Annotated in this window: 22 protein-coding genes; 2 read left to right on the forward strand and 20 right to left on the reverse strand. The window is 35.8% G+C overall.

Annotated elements, in window-relative coordinates:
- Positions 1 to 8: 8 nt before the first annotated feature.
- The 8 genes from uvrC to HMPREF1135_RS03855 all read right to left on the reverse strand — a co-directional run bounded on the left by uvrC (position 9) and on the right by HMPREF1135_RS03855 (position 9,074).
- The gene (uvrC, locus tag HMPREF1135_RS03820) at positions 9 to 1,847 is read right to left on the reverse strand and encodes an excinuclease ABC subunit UvrC (RefSeq protein ID WP_007592187.1); all 1,839 of its coding nucleotides are present in this window, start codon (positions 1,845 to 1,847) and stop codon (positions 9 to 11) included.
- 3 nt (positions 1,848 to 1,850) lie between these two features.
- Positions 1,851 to 2,393, reverse strand: a complete 543-nt coding sequence (locus HMPREF1135_RS03825) for a DUF1653 domain-containing protein (RefSeq protein WP_007592189.1) — start codon at positions 2,391 to 2,393, stop codon at positions 1,851 to 1,853.
- Between the two features lie 15 nt (positions 2,394 to 2,408).
- Positions 2,409 to 3,014, reverse strand: coding sequence for an SMI1/KNR4 family protein (locus tag HMPREF1135_RS03830; protein ID WP_007592191.1), 606 nt, complete (start codon positions 3,012 to 3,014; stop codon positions 2,409 to 2,411).
- Positions 3,015 to 3,193: 179 nt separating this feature from the next.
- Positions 3,194 to 4,606: a glycoside hydrolase family 32 protein gene (locus tag HMPREF1135_RS03835; RefSeq protein WP_007592193.1), complete on the reverse strand. Its 1,413-nt coding sequence runs from the start codon at positions 4,604 to 4,606 to the stop codon at positions 3,194 to 3,196.
- Positions 4,603 to 5,430 carry a carbohydrate ABC transporter permease gene (locus HMPREF1135_RS03840; protein WP_007592194.1) on the reverse strand — a complete coding sequence of 276 codons (828 nt, stop codon included), beginning with the start codon at positions 5,428 to 5,430 and terminating at the stop codon, positions 4,603 to 4,605. The genes HMPREF1135_RS03835 and HMPREF1135_RS03840 overlap by 4 nt, the downstream gene beginning before the upstream one ends.
- 8 nt (positions 5,431 to 5,438) lie before the next feature.
- Positions 5,439 to 6,308 (reverse strand): carbohydrate ABC transporter permease, encoded by an 870-nt coding sequence (locus HMPREF1135_RS03845; RefSeq protein WP_007592196.1) that lies wholly within the window; start codon positions 6,306 to 6,308, stop codon positions 5,439 to 5,441.
- A gap of 6 nt (positions 6,309 to 6,314) precedes the next feature.
- Positions 6,315 to 7,616: an ABC transporter substrate-binding protein gene (locus HMPREF1135_RS03850; protein WP_007592198.1), complete on the reverse strand. Its 1,302-nt coding sequence runs from the start codon at positions 7,614 to 7,616 to the stop codon at positions 6,315 to 6,317.
- 12 nt (positions 7,617 to 7,628) lie between these two features.
- A complete protein-coding gene (locus tag HMPREF1135_RS03855; RefSeq protein WP_007592200.1) occupies positions 7,629 to 9,074 on the reverse strand; it encodes a glycoside hydrolase family 32 protein in 1,446 nt (481 codons plus the stop codon).
- A gap of 229 nt (positions 9,075 to 9,303) precedes the next feature.
- Between HMPREF1135_RS03855 and HMPREF1135_RS03860 the strand changes: the two genes are divergently transcribed.
- Positions 9,304 to 10,323: a LacI family DNA-binding transcriptional regulator gene (locus HMPREF1135_RS03860; protein ID WP_007592202.1), complete on the forward strand. Its 1,020-nt coding sequence runs from the start codon at positions 9,304 to 9,306 to the stop codon at positions 10,321 to 10,323.
- A gap of 36 nt (positions 10,324 to 10,359) precedes the next feature.
- Here the strand turns inward: HMPREF1135_RS03860 and HMPREF1135_RS03865 are convergent, their stop codons facing one another.
- Positions 10,360 to 11,079: a DUF6882 domain-containing protein gene (locus tag HMPREF1135_RS03865; RefSeq protein WP_007592204.1), complete on the reverse strand. Its 720-nt coding sequence runs from the start codon at positions 11,077 to 11,079 to the stop codon at positions 10,360 to 10,362.
- Between the two features lie 61 nt (positions 11,080 to 11,140).
- Positions 11,141 to 12,106, reverse strand: a complete 966-nt coding sequence (locus HMPREF1135_RS03870) for a DUF4300 family protein (protein ID WP_007592205.1) — start codon at positions 12,104 to 12,106, stop codon at positions 11,141 to 11,143.
- A 241-nt stretch (positions 12,107 to 12,347) separates the two neighbouring features.
- Here HMPREF1135_RS03870 and HMPREF1135_RS03875 point away from each other — a divergent pair, with 241 nt between their 5' ends.
- The gene (locus HMPREF1135_RS03875) at positions 12,348 to 13,823 is read left to right on the forward strand and encodes a DUF1846 domain-containing protein (RefSeq protein ID WP_007592207.1); all 1,476 of its coding nucleotides are present in this window, start codon (positions 12,348 to 12,350) and stop codon (positions 13,821 to 13,823) included.
- 47 nt (positions 13,824 to 13,870) lie between these two features.
- Here the strand turns inward: HMPREF1135_RS03875 and HMPREF1135_RS03880 are convergent, their stop codons facing one another.
- The 10 genes from HMPREF1135_RS03880 to HMPREF1135_RS03925 all read right to left on the reverse strand — a co-directional run bounded on the left by HMPREF1135_RS03880 (position 13,871) and on the right by HMPREF1135_RS03925 (position 25,302).
- The gene (locus HMPREF1135_RS03880; RefSeq protein ID WP_007592209.1) at positions 13,871 to 15,676 is read right to left on the reverse strand and encodes a cadherin-like beta sandwich domain-containing protein; all 1,806 of its coding nucleotides are present in this window, start codon (positions 15,674 to 15,676) and stop codon (positions 13,871 to 13,873) included.
- 44 nt (positions 15,677 to 15,720) lie between these two features.
- Positions 15,721 to 17,658, reverse strand: a complete 1,938-nt coding sequence (locus HMPREF1135_RS03885) for an SH3 domain-containing protein (RefSeq protein WP_007592211.1) — start codon at positions 17,656 to 17,658, stop codon at positions 15,721 to 15,723.
- A 43-nt stretch (positions 17,659 to 17,701) separates the two neighbouring features.
- Complete coding sequence (gene cdd / locus HMPREF1135_RS03890; RefSeq protein WP_007592213.1) at positions 17,702 to 18,112, reverse strand: cytidine deaminase; 411 nt, start codon at positions 18,110 to 18,112, stop codon at positions 17,702 to 17,704.
- A gap of 7 nt (positions 18,113 to 18,119) precedes the next feature.
- On the reverse strand, positions 18,120 to 19,061 hold the full coding sequence (locus HMPREF1135_RS03895) for a TIGR03943 family putative permease subunit (RefSeq protein ID WP_007592215.1): 942 nt from the start codon (positions 19,059 to 19,061) through the stop codon (positions 18,120 to 18,122).
- A gap of 21 nt (positions 19,062 to 19,082) precedes the next feature.
- Positions 19,083 to 20,312 carry a CobW family GTP-binding protein gene (locus HMPREF1135_RS03900; RefSeq protein WP_007592217.1) on the reverse strand — a complete coding sequence of 410 codons (1,230 nt, stop codon included), beginning with the start codon at positions 20,310 to 20,312 and terminating at the stop codon, positions 19,083 to 19,085.
- Positions 20,313 to 20,429: 117 nt separating this feature from the next.
- The gene (locus HMPREF1135_RS03905; RefSeq protein WP_007592218.1) at positions 20,430 to 20,945 is read right to left on the reverse strand and encodes a Gx transporter family protein; all 516 of its coding nucleotides are present in this window, start codon (positions 20,943 to 20,945) and stop codon (positions 20,430 to 20,432) included.
- Positions 20,945 to 21,340: an Asp23/Gls24 family envelope stress response protein gene (locus HMPREF1135_RS03910; protein ID WP_007592221.1), complete on the reverse strand. Its 396-nt coding sequence runs from the start codon at positions 21,338 to 21,340 to the stop codon at positions 20,945 to 20,947. The genes HMPREF1135_RS03905 and HMPREF1135_RS03910 overlap by 1 nt, the downstream gene beginning before the upstream one ends.
- A 151-nt stretch (positions 21,341 to 21,491) precedes the next feature.
- Positions 21,492 to 22,910, reverse strand: coding sequence for a Na+/H+ antiporter NhaC (gene nhaC, locus HMPREF1135_RS03915; RefSeq protein ID WP_007592225.1), 1,419 nt, complete (start codon positions 22,908 to 22,910; stop codon positions 21,492 to 21,494).
- Positions 22,903 to 24,072, reverse strand: a complete 1,170-nt coding sequence (locus tag HMPREF1135_RS03920) for a MalY/PatB family protein (RefSeq protein WP_007592227.1) — start codon at positions 24,070 to 24,072, stop codon at positions 22,903 to 22,905. The genes nhaC and HMPREF1135_RS03920 overlap by 8 nt, the downstream gene beginning before the upstream one ends.
- A gap of 72 nt (positions 24,073 to 24,144) precedes the next feature.
- The gene (locus HMPREF1135_RS03925) at positions 24,145 to 25,302 is read right to left on the reverse strand and encodes a sugar ABC transporter permease (RefSeq protein WP_007592229.1); all 1,158 of its coding nucleotides are present in this window, start codon (positions 25,300 to 25,302) and stop codon (positions 24,145 to 24,147) included.
- Positions 25,303 to 25,308 lie beyond the last annotated feature (6 nt).

Raw genomic sequence — 25,308 nt, forward strand, 5'->3', positions numbered from 1 at the left:
CAAACATATTACTCTTTTTTAATTTGAAAAAAATTACATACTGCCGTAGCGGACTTTTTATTCATTCCTTCCACCGACATAAGTTCTTCAAAACTTGCATTTTTAATATTTTCAATTTCTTTAAAATGCTTCATAAGTGCTTTTCGCCTTACAACTCCTATTCCCTCTATATCATCAAGTATCGACTTTACCTGAGTTTTTGATCTTAGGCTTCTGTGATACTCTATTGCAAATCTGTGCGCCTCATCCTGTATTCTTGTAATCAGCAAAAATCCTTGAGAATGAGTATCTATAGGAATTTCTACATTGTTGTAATACAATCCTCTGGTCCTGTGGTTATCATCCTTTACCATTCCACACACCGGAATATTAAGTCCAAATTCCTCCAAAACCTGTAAGCAGATGTTTACCTGACCTCTTCCACCGTCCATAAGAATTATATCAGGCAGTTTATTAAATCCGGTATCCTTTTCATCAACACCGCGGTCAAATCTTCTCGTAAGTACTTCCTTCATTGAAGCGTAGTCGTTTGGACCTATTACTGTTTTTATTTTGAATTTTCTGTAATCACTTTTTTTCGGCATTCCATTCTCATAAACCACCATAGAACCTACAGATTGAACACCTGAAATATTGGAAATATCATAGGCCTCCATTCTTTTTAAATTAGGCAATGATAATAGCTCTTCAATTTCCTTTACAGCTCCCACACTTCTTGCTTCCTGTCTTTGAAGCTTTTCTCTGTCTTTGGTGAGAACAATTTCAGCATTTTTCTTTGCAAGTTCTACCAGCTTTTCCTTAGAGCCTTTCTTTGGAACAATTATATTTACCTTTGAACCTCTTTTAGCTGAGAGCCATTCCGAAATAAGGTTTTCATCCTTTAACTCATACTGTGACATGATTTGACTCGGTACAAAAGGTGTTCCTGCATAAAACTGCTTTATGAAACTTTCCAGAATATCCACTTTTTCATCATCTATTGCCACTTGTATATAATGATGTTCTCTACCGACCATCTTTCCTTCCCTGATAAAGAATACCTGTACAACGGCATCTCTCTCATCTCTTGCCATTGCAATAATATCCCTGTCTTTGGAATCATCCGAAGTAATTTTCTGTTTTTGTGTAATATGAAGTACGGAGTTTAATAAATCTCTTTGCTTTGCCGCATCTTCAAATTTCAGCTCAGCTGAAAGCCTTTCCATTTCAGTTCTTATTTTATTTATAATAGGATCAAAATCTCCACTTAAAAAGCGAAGTGCTTCGGCCGCATTTTTATTATATTCATCTTTTGATATATAATTTTGGCATGGAGCATCACACTGATGTATAAAATAATCCAGACATGGACGCTCCGCTCCTATATCCTTTGGGAGATTTCTACTGCAAGTCCTTAGCTTATAGACTCTGTTTAAAAGATTTATCGTATCTCGTACCGCATTACCGCTTGAAAAAGGCCCGAAATATCTGTTTTTGTCCTTCTTTATCTGCCTTACCATCTGCAGTCTTGGGTATTCCTCTTTCACTGTAAGTTTTATATAGGGATAGGTTTTATCATCCCTAAGCATTGTATTATATCTTGGTCTATGTTCTTTTATCAGATTATTCTCAAGTACCAATGCCTCAAGCTCGGAATCGGTTACAATATATTCAAATCTTTCAATCTTTGAGACCATTTGTTTTATCTTAGGACTCTTATCCTTACTTGATTGAAAATATTGCCTTACTCTGTTTCTCAATGAAATAGCCTTGCCGACATATATAATATCATCCTTTTTGTCATGCATTATATAAACACCGGGCTGGCGTGGCAGCTTCTTTAATTCATCTTCTATTACAAATGTCATCTGTTACCTTAGTCTTTTCCCCTCAAAATGTATTTGCATATCAAGATATGCAATAAAATCTGCAATATCTATTGTCTTATCAATGCCTTTTCTCTTTAATCCGTAAATATCAAATATAGCATCCAACTGCTTATCTGTTATATTTTCCTTGTTGGCTAAGATTATTTTCTTTTTTGTATAATAATCATCTGCATCCAGAAAGTCTATAAAGAAATTTTTAGGCTCATCTTCACTTTCTTCCTTCAGCGTTTTGTTAATTGTCTCTATATTAATTTCACTATTTATATCTGTAATTTGTTTAGATGTCTCAGATATATTTTCTACCTTTTCAAAGCGATACTTTTGTTCTGTCTCAGGATATTTTTCTCTGTCCACTTCACTTAAGAACATATCAAGCGGTCTTGCATATACTCCGAAATCTCCGTAAAGTGCCTGATATATTACCAGCTGTTCCTTACTTTCAGAATGTGTGGCAACAGCAATTATCTGATAAAGCTTATTTTTAAAATGTCTGTAAAACTCTCCAGGTCTTGGATTCTCTCTCATTATATCACCCTCTTTTTAGTCAAAATTTTCTTTTAAAAATTTCCATACATTATCTATAAGTTCATCTATACTTGATGCTGTATAGATTATTTCATCCGGATCATGTATATAAAAAATAACTTGACCGACTTTTCCTTCCTTATCCGGATCAAAATCAAGCATCAGATATCCGCAATTGAGATATGTCGCAAAAGCAAACCAATCTTTATGGAATAGATATGGTTTTATTCTGTTGTCTCTCATTTGTTCTATAACATCATTTGTAAAATAGTCAGGATAATCTGTTAAAAGAGCATCCCTGTCTTGAAAATAGCTCTTTACCTTTTTCATCTCTTCAAGGCTGAATAATGTAAAGTTGATTTCTCTGTCATCTATGTCACATTGCAACAATTCAAAATATCCGCTGCCGTTTTTGTATGAATAAAGTTCTTTAAAATCCTCAGGCAATTTTATTCCGAAAGTTTTTTCAAAATCTTCAAACTCACTTTCACTTGCGCCGCCTATTTGTTCATACTCTTCAAAGTACCCTTCTTCTACAGGATCATCTATTCCCAATTCCTCAAAATTCTCGCAGATATATTTTTCAGCTTCTTTTAACTTTTCTTTTATTGTCTTCCCCATTGACAGCCACCTTCTTATTAAGTTCATTTAGAATAGCTTTATTATATCACATTGAAGGGTAGTTGCCACTGATAAGATGAAAAGATGAATATTATAAAATTATATATTTCAAAAATGAATATAATATTTTTACCATAAAACAGACGAGTGAAAATTTATAATTTAACTCGTCTGTTTTATTATCCTTCAATATTTATTTTTCTATACCTTATAATGGCATCTTTTGACCTTATTCCAATACCAACTTTTCCTTCATATGGATAAATCATAGAGGTAAAGTTATACTTACCTCCAAGCAAATAAACTTCCAGAACATTTCCGTCTTTTATTATACTGAAATCTATATCGTACTCTTTTTGTATATTTGCCTTATATATTCTTATTCCACTTCGTATATTATTATCAGCTTCCGTAAAATCCGTAATAATATTACCAAAGAGAAAATCAAGTTTTATTATTATTTTTTTCTCTTCACTGTCAAAAAACTCAAGCTTTAATTCCGAACTGTTTTTATCTCTTGTTATTACACCTGATATATAAATCCTTTCACACATTTTATCCAATATATTTGATATATTTTTGTCGTTTCCTTTAGTCTTTTGGCTGTATTCAACGTCACTTTTTAAATCTAAGTCATGACTGTAAGGTAGCATTTTCAAAATGTTTTCTTCCATATCAATTAGTCTTGGATATGACATTATTCCACGATACCCGCCTTCTTCCGCCGGACCATGATCATTAATCCATGGCATCCATTCCCAACCTCCAAGCCAGGCCATTGAAATATTTTTTCCATACTTATCCTTATATGTTTGTGATGCGTAATAATGAGGACCAAAATCCAATGTTCCGCTATACTCATGGAAGAAAATACAATTTTTAAAGTTAATATTTCCAACCATGTATACAGTAGGTAGAAAATCGGTTCGATTCATAGGTGATGCTGTTATAACCCACTTTCCACCTATTTCAAATATATCAGGACATTCAAACATTGTCCCTTCACCGGCTTTTGCTTCATAAAGTATTCCGCTATAGCTCCAGTCAAACAAATTCTTAGAATGAAAAAGATAAATTCTTCCATGGCTTTCAAGATCAGACGCGTTTTTGTCAGATCCTCCAACTACCATTTGCCATGTCCCATCATGAAAAATTACTTTAGGGTCTCTAAAGTCTTTTCCGATAGATTCAATAATCGGATTTTTCTCATATTTTATAAAATTATATCCGTCAAAAGAATATGCCATACATTGTCTTTGACAAACTTCACCTTCTACCGATGAAACAGCTGTATAAAAAGCATATATTTTATCTTCATTAACAACTACAGAGCCTGAAAAGCATCCACCTTTGATATAATCCTCATATTCCTCTTCCGGAATAAGAACAGGACTACACTCTTCCCAATGTATTAAATCAGGGCTCACGGCATGACCCCAATGCATTTTATCCCAGTTATTGCTGTATGGATTACATTGAAAGTACAGATGATATTTACCTTGAAACCACACAATACCGTTAGGATCATTTATCCACCCTCTTTTTAAAGCGAAATGATATCTCGGTCTGAAAATATTTTGCTTCATACTCATGACTTTACTGCCCCCAACGTCATTCCTGCTGTCATCTTTTTATTTAATGAAAAATATATAACCAGTGTTGGTAATACGGACATTGCAATAGCCGCATAGGTTGCACCCCAATCCTTTAATCCTCTCGGCCCTATAAAGTCGGCGAGACCTATAGATATCGTTTTAAGTTCTGTACTGTTTATAAATACAAGACTGAATGTATAGTCATTCCACACTGTTATAAAATTCATAGCAAGCACTGTCATTATTGTATTTAACGACAACGGTATAATTACTTTTGTATAAATACCGTAGATACTTGCCCCGTCAATCACTGCAGCCTCTATAATTTCATCAGAAATAAATGAATAAAAATTTACAAACAACATTATCGATACAGGTAATTGAAATGCCAACAGAGGCAATATAACACTTATCCTTGTATTTATAAGTCCAATTTTTGCAAACATTGTAAATAAGGGTATCAATGTAACTGCATATGGGATTGTAAGTCCTATAAGAAAATATCTGTATATCTTCTTCCTCCCCGAGAATTTCATCTTGGCAATAGCAAATGATGCCATTGAACTGAGCAATACAATAAACACTAATGACACTACAGAAATTATAGCACTGTTTTTTATATAGGTAACTATATTGCTTTCAGTAAATATTCTAATAAAATTCTCTAAAGTAAAGCTCTTTGGAAAGCTGAACGGTTCTGTCAACAACTCTATATTCGGTCTAAATCCGGCTACAATAAGCCATATAACAGGATAGCCCTGAATTATAAGGAACAGAATCATAACAGACCAATATATTATTTTTCTGATATTTCTTTTCATATATCCTCCTATTCGTTTTCGCCATCCATATATTTACTGATTAATAAAACTCCAATAATACTGAGTATTACAATTATTACAGCAATTGCACTTCCATATCCGTAGTCTCTGCTCGTAAAAGCTTTTTTATACATATATGTTGCAAGTATTTCAGATCTGTGATTCGGACCTCCCTTAGTCATATTCATAGGTGCCGCAAAACCTCTAAGCGCACCCACCAGACTCAATATACATGAAAGCATAATTACATTTGCTATAGCAGGTATTCTGATTTTTACCAGAATCTGCAACTCCGTAGCTCCGTCTATTCTTGCCGCTTCCAATATATCAGGTGATACTGAAACCAACGCAGAATAGAAAATAATCATATAAATACCTATATATTGCCAGCCTTCCACAGAAGCAACCGCCCATAAAACAGTTTTATAATCACTTAAAAATGCAATAGGCTCCATACCAAGCATTTTTCTGAAGATATTGAATAAACCCAAAGGCTCATACGAATAAAATCCTGTAAACAATTGTGATATTGCAATAACCGTAATAACAGAAGGTATGTAATATACAGTTTGTATAAAGCCTCTTCCTTTTTTAAGATATGTAAGTAAAACTGCAATGCTAAAACCGAAACCAAGCTGCAGTACCATTACAATAACTATATATATTATATTGTTTCCAAACGCTTGTCTGAATACGCTGTCTCCAAAAAGTTTTATGTAGTTATTAAAACCTACAAAACTCTTTTTCCCTATACCGTTCCAATCTAAACAGCTATAATAAATTGAAACGAGTATAGGAACCATAACTATAACAGAATAGACAATAAAAGCAGGTAGCAAAAATACAGCAATCGCTTTCTTATCTCTCAAAATTTTCATAAAATTCTATTTATTTGCCTCCAAGGCCTCATCCACCGCCTTTATAAAGTCATCCGTTGTTTCTTCACCCATACAAAGTCCCGGTAGATTATCATTAATTGTTGCTATTACATCTTCATTCAATACTACATCCCAAGGCCTTGCTGCAGTTGAACCTATATTATTTGTATCTTCCATTACCTTTAAAAACAACGGATCAAAGCTGCTGTTGTCACTCATATCCACCTTTTGCGGTGCCAAATGCTCATGTGCAAAATATGCAGGGCTGTAGTTTTTAACTATAAATGTCAGGTAATCTTTGTACTGATCATCAAAAGTCTTAGGATTAACTGCTAAACCTATGCCACCAAATGCCCAGTAGTCATTTTCATTTGTTTTTCCGTCCTTTATTGTAGGCATATAAAAATAATCGACATTCAATCCTTCCGGTCTATTCTTATCTGTAAAATAATTCAACTCCCAAGTACCTGTCGGATACATTGCACTCTTTCCACTAAGAAATAAATTTAATCCTGTAGCTACATCGGTTGTTGAAAATCCCGGCTGGAAATACTGTCCTATTTCAGACATAAAAGTTGCAGCCTTAACGCCCGGTTCATCAGACATCTTAGCTTCTCCTAAAGATAATTTATTTAAATACTCATTACCTGTCATTCTGAACGGATATGTTGCAAGAAGTCGAAGCAATGGCCATCCGTCTCCTCCACCGATTCCAAATGCAGTATACCCTTTTTCTTTTAAAACCTTGCAATCTTCTAAAAGCTCATCCAATGTCTTTGGTGCTTCGATTCCGGCATCTTTAAACATATCAACATTATACCAGATCATTTCTGTTGAAAGCTCTAAAGGTAATGTATACAACTTACCGTCAGAAGTCCTTCCATAGTTTAATGCCAATGGAATATAGCTGTCTTTTTCACCTATTTCATCAAGAAAGGCATCCATATCTGTGAGCATACCCTGTTCTCCAAGTTCTGTAGCATACGGTGTCGCATCAAGGTCAAACATATCAGGCATCTGCCCACCTGCAATCATTGTTCTAAGTTTCTGATCATACGACGTTCTGTCTGCATTACTGTCAATAACAAGCTTTATATTTCCACCCTGCTCATTATATTTTTTTGTTATCTCCTGCAATGTTACCATTGTATCATCCGATGCGGATCTTGAAGAAAAATAATGAATCTCTCTTACGTTACCGTCTTTGTTTTCAGCATCTGTAGAATTTGTGTTGGTTTGTGCTTTATTTCCGCAACCCATTAATACCATTCCGGCTATAAGGCATATAGTTCCTATCTTCTTGTACATAATAATCTCCTTTTAAACTTCATACAAATGAATATCAGAAACCCTGATACTTCCGTCTTTTACAAAAAATCCCCAATTTGTTCTTTTCATGTTATAGGCTCTCATTGTCAGAGCGGTAGTATTATTCACATAAAGACATATTATACTTCCGTCTGCCACAACCCTTATATGTACTTTATTATCCTTTAAACTTTTATAATCAAAAGGTCTTTCAAGTTCAATCATAAAGGGCTTGTCCCCGTCAACATACCACTGATTTACGCCACTTATACGTCTTGGCCACATATCTGCCACAATTCTGTTATAAAAAGGCTCAAATCTAAGGTAATAGCCGTTTGCCAGGGCTGAATCCTGTCTCAAACCTATTCCGAAAGATCTAACTCCTTCACTGAATTCTATTACCGCTTCTATCATACATGTTTCTTTCATTCCGTTGATTACATATGACTTCTCCCCCTCAAAATTTTCTATTTCAACTTTATTTATTTTTTCATTTACGGCTTCCTTATTAAACATATTGATCAATCCGTCAGCAGGTTTTACAGTAAGCTTATTATCAGTTGTTTGGTCAATCTCATGTGCAATAAAATTTCCGCCCCATTCATACTGTCCGAAATCACTTTCACCACGCTTAGTAGGAACCCAAGCAAACGCCATTCTTTTATCACCGACCTGTGCTGTTTTTGCAGCATAAAACGCTCTTCCGTCAAAGGTATCTTCTATAGGAGAGGTCCACGGTCCGCTCAGCTTATCAGACATCCTATAATGAGTTACAAATTTTTCTGAAAAAGTTGAATACACAAGATACCATTTGTTTCCAAGTTTAAACAAATCCGGACATTCATGTGTCATATAAGATTCAGGATTATAAAACGGCTCTTTCGCCTCCCAGTGAATTAAATCATAAGATCTGCATAAGCCTACACATCCTCCGTTCTTTTCACTTGCTCCCCGCAATCTTGCAGCCAAAAGCATATCAAAACATTTCTCATCTTCATTATAAAAAACAAACGGATCACGCCAATCAAAAGGCTCGTAAATACTTTCATCTGCACCGAATGTAAGCTCAGGCAGTTTTTCCCAATTTATCAGATCTGTACTTATTGCATGTGCAACATATTGTAAAGGTTTTCCGTCCCTGTGATACTTGGGATTATAATTATTCTGTGCGGTATAAAACATATGAAATTGACCGTCATTACCTTCTATTACAGACCCTGTATAACAGGCATAGTCCGCATCGTCATACTCCCCGACAGGTAATACAACCTTACAATCTTTTATATTAACCCCGTCTTCCGTTATCAACAGATTCCAGCTTGTACGATATCCATACTCATCCTGTGTATTTCCTTTTCTTTCATCATGAAGATAATAAATATAAAATTTACCATCATGCGCAAATGGAATAGTATCTCCAACCCAACCGTCTGTCGGTTTATAAAAAATATTTTTCATATATAACCTCTTATCTGATATAACTATTTTTTTGAATGCTTTTAAAATCTTGTTTTTATACTATACTATTTTATATAAATATCCTATTCGCAAATGCTCCAAAGTTTTTATAAATGATTATGCAAGTGTATGTTTTCTTGCATTTTTCATGCAAATATGCTATTGTTTTCATGGTTTTTCAAGATATACTCTTGTCTTTTCATAATCATTTTCATAAAGGAGGTCTTATATGGTTACTATTAATGATGTTGCAAATACAGCCGGTGTATCTATTTCAACGGTTTCAAGAGTTATAAACCAAAGTAATACTGTATCTGTTTCTACAAAAAACAAAGTTATGGAAGTTATAAGAGAACTTGGTTATTCACCCGGTCCGACATTAAAAAGAGAAAATCGTAAATCAAATAAATTAATCGGTGTTCTTTTTCCCGATATATCTAACAATGTCTTCGGTAGAATATTACAGGGCATCAACAGTGTGGTAACACCTCTTGGATATAATACTGTTATATGTGAAACAAATGGTGAACTCGATAAAGAAATACACTTTTTGGATGTCTTAAAAAATAAGCAAGTTGAAGGTATTATTATGGCAAACGTTCATATACCGCAAGAACATATGATGTGGATACATAGAAACAATAAGCCTGTTATATATGTATGTCAGGATATTCCTGATTTTGAGCTGAAAATCCCTGTCAGTTCTGTAAATATGGATAATCAACAGGCCATCTGTGATATGGTGCATTTTCTTTATAATATGGGGCATAGGAATATCGCATTTATTGGAGGCCCACTTCATGATTTATCAGCCGGAAAGAAAAGATATGAAGGCTATATGAAAGGAATCAGGGAATGTTCGTTAAATACTTCCCAAGACCTTATAAGTCTACAGGATTCTTTTACTATAGAAGACGGCTATGCCGGAATGAATCAAATATATGAAAAAGCGTCTATCCTTCCAACAGCAGTTCTTTGTGCCTGCGACAATATCGCTGTAGGAGCGATAGATTTTATGTATGATAATAATATACAAGTACCGGGGCATATTTCAGTAACAGGTGTGGATGACAGTAATCTTGCAACTGCTATCAGGCCATCGCTTACTACAATACGTCATGCTACTTTTGATACGGGAGTAAAATCTGCACAGCTTTTACTTGAATATTTCTCATCAAGCACTTTTAAAGGGAGCGCATTTAAAATGCCGTATCAGCTTTTACGCAGACAGAGTGTAAAGCATCTATAATATAAATAGGACTCCCCTTTTGGGAAGTCCTTATCTTTATTTCAATCCGTCGATTGACTCTATTCTTTTTTTATCTCCGATATCCTCAAATCTTATCAAAAGTTGTCCGTCATCATCTGCAAATTTAGCATAGATATTATTGTTTTCCCAATGATAATCTGTACCGTTACATGCAAGGAAACCTTCTACCAAAATTTTATGGTCCAGCTCATACTGACTGATAGCACTCATTATAGTTCTGATAAATAACTTTGTATCTACAGGTGCAAAAAACTTCTCAGGTAAATCGTAAAGTGCCACAAATGCAATACCGCCCGAATGTTTACATGGATAATATCCGTAGTTCTTTTCACTTATGCCACATGAAATCATTGAAAGTATATATCCGGTTACTTTCTCTGTCAAAGGAAGATTTGGATTTGTTAAGGCTGCAAAGCCTACCTTTTCTCCAAATTCTCTTGCTTCTCCAACAAGTTCAAGTAAGCTCTCATCAAATCCGTTTATATTCTCCCAGCCCCATAGCCAGTCATTTGATTCGATTGCTTCGCTTCCTATGTATTGTATCGGATATGTGCTCTTTCCGATTTTGATTTTCTTTGTATGAAAATCCACATTCCAAGCCTGTCCTTTGGCTACATACATCTCAATAGCCTCCTGTACACGAAGCATACCTCCAAATACTGCCGATACTACCTCTGTCCAGTCTGTACGATTCATTTCATAATCTGTTTTTAATATATTAACTCTCTCTGCCATAATACTTCTTTCCTGTTTTTGATACTATAATTCAACCAAAAATGAGCAAAAAATGCAAGCATTATTTTAAGACTCTGTACTCATTCATTACTTTTCCGTCTTCAAAAATAACAGGCTTTGCAGTAAGTCCCTCAGCTTCATTGTCATAGTATCCCATCAGATAATCATTTGCATCCTGTAAATTGTCAAACTCTTCTACCTGATACGGTAACTCAAATGCCAGCTTCTCAATAAAGAGATATTTATCTCCGTCTTCTACCAAAATACCTGTATGCCCTATGAACTCCTGTACCTTATTCATACCGTCGTCCATGGTCATAAATACTGAAATCATATGCATCTTATCATTGTTAAACGAAATCTGCTTATCTTCCCATGATTTTACTATTTCATCTGACAAAACATTTGTATCATGTGTATTTGTTACATCAATATATGAAAATAATGTATCAAATTTTTTCTTATCTTCACCTTCAAAAATATTTTTATCTTTTATAGAATCAAAATCGTTGAAAAGCATTGTTGTATCACCCGGTGTAGGATTTCCGACTTTTATAAAATCTCCCATCAAAGAATATGATGTGATTCTGCAGTTTCTGCCTACATATCCTCCCTTGGCAAGCCATGCATCTATAAGCTTATCCTGATCGAATGTTGGGAAGGCGGCATCTATGGTTGTCATACTCTGAACCAGATTCTTAGTGCCTACCGCATTATTATACTCATCTACCGCGTCAAAAAAGTTCTTTATCTTTTCATCACTAAGACCTGCATTCTTTAGAGCATTTTTTACTCTGTTTCTGGTATCTTCATCTACAAGATTTGAATACTTTAATTTTATATCCGCCTTACTTACCGCTGTGCTTGGCTCATCTGCCACACTTTCAGTGTCTTCAACGGCTTCAACACTTGTCTCATTGTGTTCTATAGTCACCGTAGTGTCTTCATTTTTATCTGTTCCTTTACTTCCACATGCCGCCAAAACAATAGCTGCACCCATAACTGTTATTAAAAATTGCTTTTTCATATAAAAACCTGCTTTCTTTTTTAGTCGCTTTAGTATATCACTTTAATTATATTTATAATATATAAGTTTGCAGATTTCTTTTTTAATAATAAATGAAAAAATATTATAATCGTGTTCAAATATTTGAAAATTAATTTAATTAATAAACTATGTTGTTCCCCCCTTTAATACGGTTTTAAAAAGTGATATAATTCTATTTTAATTTTATATAACAGTTCATACTAAAGAAGGAAGGCGTATTATGAAAATCGGTTTCGATAATCAGATGTATTTAAAAACACAATCTGAGCATATAAGAGAAAGAATAGCAAGTTTTGGTGATAAACTCTATCTTGAATTTGGCGGAAAGCTCTTTGATGATTACCATGCATCCAGAGTACTTCCGGGCTTTGAACCTGATTCAAAGCTTAGAATGCTTCTTCAACTAAAAGATCAGGCCGAAATAATTATCTCAATCTCTGCATCGGATATTGAAAAAAACAAGATTAGAGAAGATCATGGTATAACCTATGATGCCGATGTAATCAGACTTATAGATGAATTTCGAAGAAAAGGATTGTTTGTAGGCAGTGTATGTATTACACAGTATTCGGGGCAAAAGAGTGCGGACAAATTTAAGGAAAGACTTGAAAATCTGGGTATAAAAGTATACAAACTTTATTTGATTGACGGATATCCAAGCAATGTGGCACATATCGTGAGTGAAGAAGGTTATGGGAAAAATGATTATATCGTCACATCAAGACCTCTTGTAATAGTTACCGCTCCGGGACCCGGATCCGGAAAGATGGCTACATGTCTTTCTCAGCTCTACCATGAGAATAAAAGAGGAATTAAAGCAGGTTATGCAAAATTTGAGACATTTCCCATTTGGAATTTGCCGCTAAAGCACCCTGTAAACCTCGCATACGAGGCTGCTACAGCTGACTTAAACGATGTAAATATGATTGATCCTTTCCATTTGGAAGCATATGGAACAACCACTGTAAACTACAACAGAGATATAGAGATATATCCTGTTTTGATGGCAATTTTTGAGGGAATATTTGGAGAATGCCCATATAAATCTCCTACAGATATGGGAGTAAATATGGCCGGTAACTGTATTATAGACGATGAGGTATGCAGGGAGGCAAGTAAACAGGAAATCATAAGAAGATACTATAATTCTCTTGCCAGATTTGTTAAAGGAGAATGCAAAGCTGATGAAATTTATAAACTTGAGCTTATAATGCAGCAGGCAAAAACAAGTATTAATGACAGAAAAGCTGTTTCTGCAGCACTTTTAAAAGCTGAAGCCACAAATACCCCTGCAGCAGCCATTGAACTTGAAACCGGTGAACTTATTACAGGTAAGACTTCCGAGCTTCTCGGTGCAAGTGCCGCACTTATTTTAAATGCATTAAAAGCTCTCAGCGGTGTGGATGATGAAATAAAGCTTATTTCACCTACAGTTATTGCACCTGTACAGGAATTAAAAACCACATATCTTGGTGGTAATAATCCGAGACTTCATACAGATGAAGCTCTTATAGCTCTCTCTATTTCAGCCGCTACCGATGAGAATGCAAGAAAAGCCTTAAATGCCATTCCGAAACTTAAAGGTTTACAAATGCATTCTTCCGTAATGCTTTCAGAAGCAGATGTAAAGACTCTAAACAAACTCGGAATAGGACTTACCGCCGAGCCGAAATACGGTAAGAAAAAGAAGTTCTAAATTATAATCCATAAAAAATACCACCCGACTTACCGGGTGGTTATTTTTTAAATATCTAAATCTTCAAAATCATCATCTTCATCATCAGAATCGTTTTTAAGTTCTTCTACTACTTCAAAATCCTCTTCTTCTATAACTTCACCGTTTGATAGGTCTATTACATCAAAATCATCCGATTCATCTTCCGACTTTACAGGCTCTTCTTCCTTTTTCTTACTTAAAGGCATATATTCAAGAGTAGTTTCATCATTCATCTCTTCTTCAGGTATCAAATCCACTTTTGAAGTAATGTTACTCTTGTTCTTCTTCTTGGCAGGTTTTTGTGCCGTCTTTGCAGCCTTCTTTTTATTTGAAGCTCTTGACAAAAGTAAAATTATTATAAAAATAATCAATATAACCGCAAGTGCAATTAAATTTCTTACCCACTCATTACTCTTCTCATATTTCTTTTCAAGTGCATTATATTCTTCAGTCGATACACCTGTGTCTACATTGGGATCGTCAAAGTACCTTTGTATTGTATGCTCTTCCATATCATATCTGTAGAAGTCTTTTTTACCTTCCAAATTCATGGCATAAACAACACAATATCTCTTTTCATTGTCACTGCCCCAAATCCATCCACGAATCTTTTTACCGTTTATATTTATAATACTTTCAATAAATCCCTTAGGTACCTCTACACCTTTATCAATAGGCATTACGGTAATGCTCTTGGTATTTGTGGTAAGCTGTGTATATACAGCCCATGTATCCGCAGCATCATCATATATGTAGAAATCTCCTGAGCCGTCATTGCCTACAAGATAAAGGATATATACATCCTGACCCTTCATTTTTCCGGCCTTGACATCTCTACCTTTATATGTGAATGTAGACTCTTCAAAACCTTCAGGCAGGATATTTTTATCAAATGAATCCGATACCTGATAATCAATTCCGCCTAAGGTAAGCCCGTTATCTGTGGAAACCAGATCCAAAACATCTGCACTGCTCTCGCTCTCTTCGATAACTTCTTCTGCTGAAGTTTCCGAAGAAGACTCTGAGGCTTCCTCTTTTTTTACCGCACTTTTATTTACATTTATAATATAACTTTCTACAGCCGAACCGTCAGGTGATGTTACCTTTACATTAATAGCATTCACTCCGACCACAAGATTATCATTTCCTGTTATAACTACTTTTGCCCCATCCTGTCTTGCCTTTGCGTTGACTGCAATGTTGGATATATTTCCTGCTACATTCATGTCGTAATTTTTCACAGTACTGCTAAAATCAGGTGAAAGCTTACCCGGACTGACTTTCAAAGAAGAAAGCATTGCATCCTTTTTATCTACCACAACTGTAGTTGCCGCTTCCTTATTCTTTTCAACAGTAGACTCTTCGGCAGTAGTCTGTTCTGCAGATTTTATCTTTATTCTTCCGCTGCCTTGAGACTGCATTGTAGCCATCTTTGAGTTTGTATCATATACTTCCCATGTACTTACAACGACTGTAGTTTCCCCGGCTGTCTTGGCTTTAAATTTCAGGGAATAGTTTTGATTGTTGCTGCTGCTTCCTGTATTGGATGTGACTTTTATACTACCTGCCCCACCCTGTGCATTTGTTCCTCCGACAAAATCCAAAATGCTGTCATCATAACTGAGCATTATATTTGCGCTGTCAATGTTTCCGTCTGTTGACGATAAACTCATTACCAAATTTACTTCATCACCCACTGTTGCATTGACATCTGCAAAGCTTATACTGATACCCATAGCAAAAGCATTAAAAGCTATTACTGCTGAAAATATCAATGTAAGTATAAATGAAGGTATGACGATATTTACATTAGGCTTTTTTAAATATTTCATCTTAATCCTCTGACATTAACCCTACATAAAATGTAGAAACAGTATTAATTTCCTCTCTTTATATTTATGCTGTACTTCTCTTTAGTTCCGTTTTGAGCTGTAACAATTATGTCAACTGCGGAGTTGGAAGAGTTCAGTTCAATATCACCGCTTCCTGATACAGTTGCACTTGCATCGGCCGCGTTTGCTTTAATATTAACATTATTTACATTGGATGGCAATTCAACCGTATAAGAATAATTGTCACTACTAAAGCCGGGTGTAATATTATATCCGCTTATACTTAGTGATGACAATCTGTTATTCGGACTACCGTCTCCTGTCGGCATTGCTTCAGGTACCTCAGGCATATCTTTATAAACAGGTATATGGAATGTGAAAACTCCCTTTTTGTCCTCCTCGGAATATGCTCTTGAGAGCATAGCTCCCTCATTCTTTGCGCCTTCAATATTTGTCATATATTGGTGCTTATATTTGTTTTCACCAAGAACATTAAACTTCTTTAAGTAGAATGTGTTCTGTCCGGCTTTTGAATAAGTACTTCCATAGAACATGGCACCGCCTATTATTGCTTTAGCCTTTGTATTCCATGGACGAAGATATGTATTTCCGCTTCCTGCCCACGCCAAACCTCTGCTTGTTGCACTCTGGTTTCCCGACTGATAAGCCTCTATATTGAAGAAATTATAAATACCTGTTGCTCCGCTTATAAGCCCTGATGTGCCTTTAACTCCCTGTTCCTGTATAAGCATTGCGGCTATAACATATGGATTAACACCTGAACTCTTGGCGGCATCCATAATCATATCAACATATGTAGTACCGTTTGAAAGTGCATTTGCATTTTCACCGGCTGAACTTGCTGATGTTGATGCATATGTGCTGTTTGAAGCACTTACACTCTCTTTAATACTGTCACTGTTTACCACTCCCGGTCCGTGCTCCGTATCATTGAACTCCGTAGTTGATTCAAAAATCGGCGCAGGTGCAGGTTCGGTATATCCCGGACCGTTATCTTTATCTTCCACCGTAGGAAGTTCTTCTTTAGGTAGTGTTGCGGCGGTTAAACTTTCTCCTGTCGGTCCTACAAGTTCTATCTTCTCATTCAGGTCTGCAACCGGTCCGGCATTCTGCGCTTGTGTTGTAGAAGCTGCTGTAGTTGCCGTTGTTGTAGCTAAAGTTGTCGGTGCCGATGTTGCAGACGGTACAGTGCTCTTAACACTTGATTTACTTTCCATGAAAGTACCTTTAAGCATCTTCTCAACACCTTCTTCAGTCTGTTCACCTGTAGTATATCCATGGTTTAAAAACTGAAATATATTGGTTGAATCCAAAAAGTTTCTTGGATCCATATAGTATCTTATAATACTTTCACTTGCGGCAACCCATTCATTTGAGTCAAATCCCGGCCAAGTTCCGTTACTCCAGTTATACGCACCTCTTGCAGTTGATTTCCAAGATGACTTTGCATTCTTTTTTACAAGATTAACTCCGACTATCGATTCATTCCTTATAACTTCATCCCATGAAATATCTACATTTTGTACAACAAACTTCCAGTTGGGATACTCGGCATGTAAAGCCCTTAATCTGTTCTTATAACTCTCAGGAAATCCCGCTATCTCAGACTCAAAAGTCTTGTCTGTTGTATACTTCGCAGTACTTTCCGTCTTTATATAATTCTTTGCAACATAGCCTTCTCTGTCACCTGAACCGGTATTAAAACTTATTTTATACCAATACATTCCGTCACTGTTTACTTCATCAAGTACTGTAACACTTGTATCTCTTTCCAGTGTGGCAATAGTATTATTTCCGGTACCGGCATTTGATCTTACATTAAGTGCACTTACATCTACCGTACCCTTCTTTGTAGTAAACGCATTGATATCTTTTATAAAAATATTTCTTCCAACACCTGTGACAAGTATCGTACCCATTGTCGTTACCAGAATAAATTTATTTAATAATGTTTTCTTCATTAAACCTTCCTATATCTGTTTTTTATATGTACATTTTTAACTGTCATTTTAGATTATCAGGTCCAAATCCGAACGGTAGCAACTCTTCCAATTTCATGGTTTTTACCTTTGCACCGTCAGACATTACGATTTCAAATTCCTTAGGGTTACAAAACTCCTGCATGACCTGTCTGCAAACTCCACATGGAGTACATAAAGCATCCGCATCAGAGTCTTCAAAGCCTCCGACAACGGCTATCTTACAAAAATCATATATTCCTTCAGATACCGCTTTAAAAAAAGCTGTTCTCTCCGCACAATTACACGGAGTATATGCCGCATTCTCTATATTACAACCATGTATAATCTTTCCCGATTTGGTCATAAGTGCAGCACCTACTTTATATTTTGAATATGGAACATAGGCCATTTTTCTGGCCTTTTTTGCTTCTTCCAGTAATTCTAAATCAGACATATTTCTCCTAAAACTGTACTAATCCGTCTATAGGTCCTGTAAGTAAAATATCATTTGCATATATTACAGGTCCTTTAGCGCGGTATTGTGGGCTCATCTCATACTTTATTTTGCCCTTAACTTTTACCCAGTCCTTGTTCTTAAAATTCTTTGCACCTTTGTAATGACACACGAAGCCAAGGAACTGAATATCCGCCTCACAACAAGTCATTGCTCTTCTACCCGGAATCAAAATGTCATCACCGATTCCGTCAGGTCTTACCACCTGAGCAACAAACTCAACTTCTTTTCCGTCATACTTTTCGGTTCTGTCCATAGCATCCACATAGAAGATACCGTATTCCTCAGGCTTAATAATAAGCTTCGGATCATCAAGATTATATGGGAGATTTATACTGAAATCTCCGGTAATCTCTCCTTCTTCGCCCTCAAAAATGATTTCCGCATTTGGTGCCATAGCCTTTATTTGAAGATGATATGTACTTAAAATCTCCTCATCAATATCATCGGCTCTGTTACATATAACAAGTTCTGAATCCTTCAGCATCTTACCCATATATGCCTTTAAATCCTTGTTTTTTATATAGAGGTCCAATGTAGATGTATCATAAATTGTAATCATCTGATTTACATACCAGATATCAGGTATTTGTATCTTGTCCTGTTCCCACAACCCGTTCCATTCTATAAGAATTCTCTCAGGATCTACCTCTTTGGTAAACTCTATCATCTTTTCTTTTGTAAAATCCGATATATCATCTATGTACTTTACAGTTGTGTGAGTAGATTCCAATAATTCCTTATCGTATTCCTCCTCACCTTCTTCACATACAATCAACAAGGTGTTGCCTTCAGTTTGAAAATACTCCTGCTGCATTGTGAACTTCATAAATTGTGTTTTACCGGCTTCCAAAAAACCATTGATGACAAAAATAGGTAATCTTTCCATAACTTCTCCAATCAATAAGCTTTAAGCTCTAAAACACTTCTCTATTTCTTCAGTCTTTAATCCTGCGCCGATTACACATACCTTACCTGTATACTCCGCATCACCTCTTCTGATGTCGCTCTCTCCCGGAACAAGGTCAAAGTAGAACCAATCATCACTGTTTGCATCCTTTAACATTCCCTTAGCTCTAAGAACCACTCCGAATCTTTCCTCATCAGCAAAGCTATCAAGTACACTCTTTAACTTTTCTTCGCTTATTGCAGGTACCTGCTCCATTCCCCAACTGTCAAATACATCATCTGCATGATGGTGATCATGATGGTCATGCCCACATCCACAGTGATCATGGTGATGTTCGTGATCGTGATGGTGTTCGTGATCATGCTCGTGTTCATGGTGATGCTCGTGGTCGTGATCATGACATCCGCAGTGCTCGTCATGCTCATGGTGATAGTCGTGATCGTGGTGATGCTCGTGATCGTGATCATGGCATCCGCAGTGCTCGTCATGTTCGTGATGGTGCTCATGTTCATGGCATCCGCAATCCTCATCATGTTCATGGTGATGGTCGTGATCGTGGTGATGATCATGCTCATGATGATGTTCATGCTCTCTTGCCAATTCATCAAGCAATTCAGCCTTTAAATCTATAGGACTTGATAAAAGCTCTTCTATTTTTTCATTGCTTAATTTATCAAGAGGTGTTGTAACTATTGTCGCATCAGGATTTACATTTTTAATAAGTGCAACGGCTTCCTCAATTTTAGTATTATCCACCAAATCCGTTCTTGATAAGATTATAGTATTAGCAAATTGAATCTGGTTGTTAAAGAACTCACCGAAATTCTTCATATACATCTTGCACTTTTTAACATCAACAACCGTTACGGCAGAATTTGACTCTACAGGCAAATCTTTTTCAACATCCGAAACAGCCTTTAATACATCTGAAAGCTTTCCTACGCCACTCGGTTCTATAATAACTCTGTTCGGCTCATAAGTTGATAAAAGTTCTCTTAAAGATGCCTCAAAATCTCCTGCCAAAGAACAACAAATGCATCCTGAGTTCATCTCTTTGATTTCAATGCCTGAATTCTTTAAAAATCCTCCGTCTATACCGATCTCACCGAACTCATTTTCTATTATTATTGTTTTTCCCTTGTCCTTATTTCCTTCAACAAGTCTCTTTATAAAAGTGGTTTTTCCTGCACCTAAAAAACCTGATACTACATCAATCTTTGTATTTGCCATTTTATCTCCATTCTAAAATCTCTAAAAAGCAAGCCTGATTATAAAATCAAACTTGCAATGAATCTCTGTTTAATAATATATTTAAATAATAAACACTTTATGGTTATCTATTATAATTTACTTGCGTATATAGGGTTTTACTCTCACTATAACAAGTGATGCCGCTATTCCTATAAGCATTCCGCTGACCACTCCTGCAATCATCAGTACAGGCAAGTATGTGAATACTCCGTTTGTTCTTACCACAAATGCCGCACAGATTATCTGTCCCACATTGTGCATTATACCACCTATGATACTTATTCCCACCATAGAAAAGCCTTTGATTTGTTTTGCTAAAATCATACAAAGCAAACTGAGTGCTGCTCCTGATATAGAATAAAACATCATTGAAATATTTCCGAATGTCATAGCTATCAAAACAATTCTAAGCAGTGAAACTATTACCCCTGTTTTTATATCAAATAAATAAAAAGCAATAATCACAATCAGATTTGCAAGGCCTAACTTCATACCCGGTATACCTAAATTTATAGGTATTAATGTTTCAACAAAGCCAAGTACCATTGCCAAAGCCGTCAGCATTCCTAAAGTTGCTATCTTTCTAATATAAGTACTCGAAAATGTTCTCATTAATTTGCTACAACATATGCTATCTTAATATTTACTTCAAGCACTGTAAGCCCTGTCATATTCTCGATAGCATTCTTGACTCTCTCCTGTACTTTCTCACTCACTTCAGGAATATTGTAGTTGTAGCTTACATTGATTGCAAGGTCAACACAAACCTTATCATCATTTACCTCTACCTTAACTCCTCTCATACTCTTTGCAGTCTTACTTCCTGAAAGTTTACCTACTATTTCTTTTGTAGGATTCCCTGCCATTGAATCTACACCTTCTACCTCTGTAGCTGCAATACCTGCAATAACGGCTACAACCTCATCGGCAATCTTTACTTCGCCAAGTCTTCCGTTTTCATTTGTCTCTACTTCGTAATTATCTTTTATATTCATTGTATCAGCCATAAAAGCCTCCTTATTTTCTATAATTATTGATTATATCAAATATTGTGTAAAATTAAAAGAGAGGAGGAAAAAATAGGGATTAAGTTGATTCTTAAGAAAAAAGTCGGACACTATATACATGTCCGACTCTTTAGATTATTTACATATCAGACTATTTTCTTTTATTCTTATCTAATCTCGTGATACCGATTCCTGTAAGTGCCAATACAAGTGCAAAAATCATACCTGAATAATTTAATATTGCATATGGCAGATAATGAAGAGTATCTACACCAAGTGTACTTGCCATATATGCACCTGCCGCTGTCCACGGAATAAGACATTCCGTACATGTAACAGAGTCCTCAAGTGTTCTTGATAATACCTTCGGATGCAGACCCATCTTAATATAAGCATCCTTAAAAGCTTCTCCCGGCATCAAAATAGATACCTGACCGTTACTTGTAACACCTGTGATTATAAGACAAGTAACTATTGTTGAAGCTACGAGTTTAAATGTTGAGTTAATCTTTTCAAGCATCTTGGAAATTACGACTTCCAAAGCGCCTGTTACACTCATGGTTCCTGCAAATGAAATAGCACAAACCGCAATGAGAAGTGTATTCATCATCGACATCATTCCACCTCTATGGAGGAGTCGTACAAGCTCCGGTGCAACCTCATCCTTGGTCATTCCAATCATCTCTACATTAAATCCGTTTAATGTAACATCTACAATACTCTTTAAATCAGCTTCCTGGAATACTGCAGCATTTATAAGAGCAATAGCTGATGCCAAAAGCATAACAGGAATTGTAGGTTTCTTTGTGATTGATCCTGCAAGTACTATTACAAGAGGAACAAGTAGCAAAATATTCCAATTAAACATTTGATCAAGAGTGCCTGTAAGTATATTTATAGTTTCAGGTACTACAACATTTTTTACTGCACCTACCTGTCCCATTATAAAGTAAAATATTACAGATAAAACTGCTGCACTTCCCGTAGTCCACATCTGATTATAAACATGCTCATATAGATCTACACCGCAAACTGCAGATGAAAGGTTGGTAGTATCTGATAAAGGTGAGAGTTTATCACCGAAATACGCTCCTGATACCACTGCACCGGCTACCAATGCAAGGTTTACATCCATTCCTATAGCAACGCCCATAAATGCTACACCTATAGTTCCGGCTGAACCCCATGATGTACCTGTAAGAACCGACACTATTGCTGTAAGTATAAATGCTGTAAGTGCAAGATATTTAGGACTTATAAGCTTTAATCCATAATAGATAAGCATTGGTATAGTACCGCCAAGCATCCATGAACCAATCATAAACCCTACTATAATCAAAATTAACAGCGCTCCCCAAACCTTTGAAATTTTGGTTGCTATCTCATTCATTATATCATCATATGAATATCCGAGGAATATTGCCTGTATACCTGATACTACGGCTGCCAAAACAATCAAAGGCTCTGCCGGCAATGATAAAAATGCAATTCCAACTCCGAGAATTATAAGCATTGAAAGTATAGGAAACAATGCTTGAAGCACTGTAGGTTTTCTTTTTGTCTTACTCATAAAATATCTCCCAATTTATATTATTTTTAAATCTGAATAAAGCTTCTTCCAATAAACACTTAGGCAATGCGGCATTTACTCTGAAAAATCCTCTTCCGTCTTCACCATATCCGCTACCGGGTGAAAATGCTATATGTGCTTTTTCTATCATAAGCTCTTTTAATTTGTCTTCTGAAATATTAAGTGCTCTGTAATCGACCCATGAAAGGAAAGTTCCTTCAGAATCAATTACCTTAAATCCACTCATGTCATTTTCAAAGAAATTCTTTATGATATCCATGTTTTCTTTTATCTTCTCTTTTGCAATAGTAAGCCATTCTTCGCCATATTCATAAGCGGCTATAACAGCCGGTATACAAAAATAGCCTGGATTATGTATTCCACCCTGCCTCAAAAGTTTTTTGAAAAAACTTCTGAGCTCTTCATTTTTGATAATTATATTGCTTGCCTCAAGTCCCGCAATATTAAAGTTTTTAGAAGTTGATAATCCTATTATTATATTCTCATACATATCATAGAAAGATGCATAAGATATAAATCTTCCCTTCCATATAAAGTCCGCATGAGTTTCATCGGATATAATCAATACATTGTATCGCTTACATATTTCAACTGTCTTTTTTATTTCATCTTCTGTCCACACTCTTCCCACAGGATTATGTGGAGATACGGTGATAAATATTTTCACTCCGTTTTTTATCTTTTCTTCAAAATCATCAAAATCAATTTCATAATGCCCTTCTTTTAATTGCAAAGAACATTCTACAAGTTCTCTTTCATTGATTCTTACCGCGTTTTGAATAGGATCGTAAAGTGGTGTAAAGACCAGAACTTTGTCGTCTTTTTTAGTATAGTTTTGTATTATTAAAGATATCGCCTGAATTATTCTTGGGCAGTAAACTATCCATTCATTTTCGGGACTGAATCCGTAATTATTTTGTGCCCATTTCCTTGAAAGTTCAATATATTTATCACTGACATTTGTATATCCGTATATTCCATGATTTGCAGCTTCTATAACTGCTGTCATTATTTCCGGAGCTACTCTGTAATCCATGTCCGCAACTGTAAGTGGTATCAGATCATCAACTCCACATTCAGCTATTATTTCATCCCATTTAGCACAATTCGTATTTTTTCTGGAAACTATATTGTCAAACACCTGCTTCCTCCTCTCTTAATATTTTTATAGCAAAATAAGGGCTATATAACGGTATGGCAATAGCCCTGTTTATTATGATTTTCCTGTTTTATGGTTTGATACCACATCAAATACTACCGCTCCCAAAAGAACAGCACCTTTTACAATGTATTGATACTGATCCGGAAGTCCGAGAATTGACATACCTTGATTTATAACGCCTAAGAGTATTGCACCTATCATTATACCCTGGACTGTTCCTGAACCACCATAGGCGGATGCTCCACCTATGAAGCATGATGCAATAGCATCCATCTCATAGGAACTACCCATGTTTCCGTCTACAGATCCTATACGTGCTACTACCAAAAGTCCTGAAAGTCCTGCTAAAAGACTCATAAGAAAATATGCCCAAAAATATACTTTTCTTGGATCTATACCTGAAAGCCTTGTAGCTTTTTCATTACCGCCCACAGCATAAAAATATCTTCCAAATACTGTTGAACTTGTAATAAATGCAAAAATGGCAACTACTACAAGAATCCAAATAAGCATTATAGGAATACCCTTATAACTCATAAGCTTATATGCATAGAATAATATCACAAGATCAAATATACAAACTCTAGCAGCGGTTAATCCGAAACCTGCGGTTTCATATCCTTTTTTAACCTTTTTTCTTTCAGCCATGAAAGTATATACTGTAATTGCCGCTGCAACCACAATACCGACTACCATTGATGAAATAACTCTCTGGTTAACATCAAGTCCCGGAATTTGAATATATGATGTAAATAAACTTAAGAATCTTTTATCCATTATTGCTACAGTCTTGGAATCCAAAATAACTCTTGCAATACCTCTAAACAGGAACATACCTGCCAATGTACAGATAAAAGGCGGAATATGAATATATCCTATAAGCCATCCCTGCCATACACCTATGACACATGCAACTGCAAGTGAAACAAGAATTGCAACAAGCGGACTTATACCCATACTCAACAGTTTAGCAGAAAGTGCCGCTGACAAACATAGTGTTGATCCGACAGATAAATCAACGTTTCCGCCGGTAAGTATACATAAAAGCATACCACATGCCATTATAAGAACATATGCATTCTGCAGTAGCAGATTTGAAATATTCTGTGCTAAAAGAAGTCTACCCCCGGTAAGATATGTAAAGAATACAAAAACTACAAGCAGCGCAAGTACCATTGTATATTTTTTTACAAATTTATTTGCATTCATTTTTAC

Source organism: Lachnoanaerobaculum sp. OBRC5-5 (genome assembly GCF_000296385.1).
Classification (GTDB): Bacteria; Bacillota; Clostridia; order Lachnospirales; family Lachnospiraceae; genus Lachnoanaerobaculum.

Bases quoted from the DNA above. Each gene is read 5' to 3' on its own strand.
- HMPREF1135_RS03875 (WP_007592207.1), top strand. From the start codon at position 12,348: ATGAAAATCGGTTTCGATAATCAGATGTATTTAAAAACACAATCTGAG.
- HMPREF1135_RS03900 (WP_007592217.1), bottom strand. From the start codon at position 20,312: ATGGCAAATACAAAGATTGATGTAGTATCAGGTTTTTTAGGTGCAGGA.
- HMPREF1135_RS03910 (WP_007592221.1), bottom strand. From the start codon at position 21,340: ATGGCTGATACAATGAATATAAAAGATAATTACGAAGTAGAGACAAAT.
- nhaC (WP_007592225.1), bottom strand. From the start codon at position 22,910: ATGAGTAAGACAAAAAGAAAACCTACAGTGCTTCAAGCATTGTTTCCT.
- HMPREF1135_RS03905 (WP_007592218.1), bottom strand. From the start codon at position 20,945: ATGAGAACATTTTCGAGTACTTATATTAGAAAGATAGCAACTTTAGGA.
- HMPREF1135_RS03855 (WP_007592200.1), bottom strand. From the start codon at position 9,074: ATGAAAAATATTTTTTATAAACCGACAGACGGTTGGGTTGGAGATACT.
- HMPREF1135_RS03885 (WP_007592211.1), bottom strand. From the start codon at position 17,658: ATGAAGAAAACATTATTAAATAAATTTATTCTGGTAACGACAATGGGT.
- HMPREF1135_RS03835 (WP_007592193.1), bottom strand. From the start codon at position 4,606: ATGAGTATGAAGCAAAATATTTTCAGACCGAGATATCATTTCGCTTTA.
- HMPREF1135_RS03925 (WP_007592229.1), bottom strand. From the start codon at position 25,302: ATGAATGCAAATAAATTTGTAAAAAAATATACAATGGTACTTGCGCTG.
- HMPREF1135_RS03840 (WP_007592194.1), bottom strand. From the start codon at position 5,430: ATGAAAAGAAATATCAGAAAAATAATATATTGGTCTGTTATGATTCTG.
- HMPREF1135_RS03845 (WP_007592196.1), bottom strand. From the start codon at position 6,308: ATGAAAATTTTGAGAGATAAGAAAGCGATTGCTGTATTTTTGCTACCT.
- HMPREF1135_RS03870 (WP_007592205.1), bottom strand. From the start codon at position 12,106: ATGAAAAAGCAATTTTTAATAACAGTTATGGGTGCAGCTATTGTTTTG.
- HMPREF1135_RS03825 (WP_007592189.1), bottom strand. From the start codon at position 2,393: ATGAGAGAGAATCCAAGACCTGGAGAGTTTTACAGACATTTTAAAAAT.
- HMPREF1135_RS03880 (WP_007592209.1), bottom strand. From the start codon at position 15,676: ATGAAATATTTAAAAAAGCCTAATGTAAATATCGTCATACCTTCATTT.
- HMPREF1135_RS03850 (WP_007592198.1), bottom strand. From the start codon at position 7,616: ATGTACAAGAAGATAGGAACTATATGCCTTATAGCCGGAATGGTATTA.
- HMPREF1135_RS03830 (WP_007592191.1), bottom strand. From the start codon at position 3,014: ATGGGGAAGACAATAAAAGAAAAGTTAAAAGAAGCTGAAAAATATATC.
- HMPREF1135_RS03865 (WP_007592204.1), bottom strand. From the start codon at position 11,079: ATGGCAGAGAGAGTTAATATATTAAAAACAGATTATGAAATGAATCGT.
- cdd (WP_007592213.1), bottom strand. From the start codon at position 18,112: ATGTCTGATTTAGAATTACTGGAAGAAGCAAAAAAGGCCAGAAAAATG.
- uvrC (WP_007592187.1), bottom strand. From the start codon at position 1,847: ATGACATTTGTAATAGAAGATGAATTAAAGAAGCTGCCACGCCAGCCC.
- HMPREF1135_RS03860 (WP_007592202.1), top strand. From the start codon at position 9,304: ATGGTTACTATTAATGATGTTGCAAATACAGCCGGTGTATCTATTTCA.
- HMPREF1135_RS03895 (WP_007592215.1), bottom strand. From the start codon at position 19,061: ATGGAAAGATTACCTATTTTTGTCATCAATGGTTTTTTGGAAGCCGGT.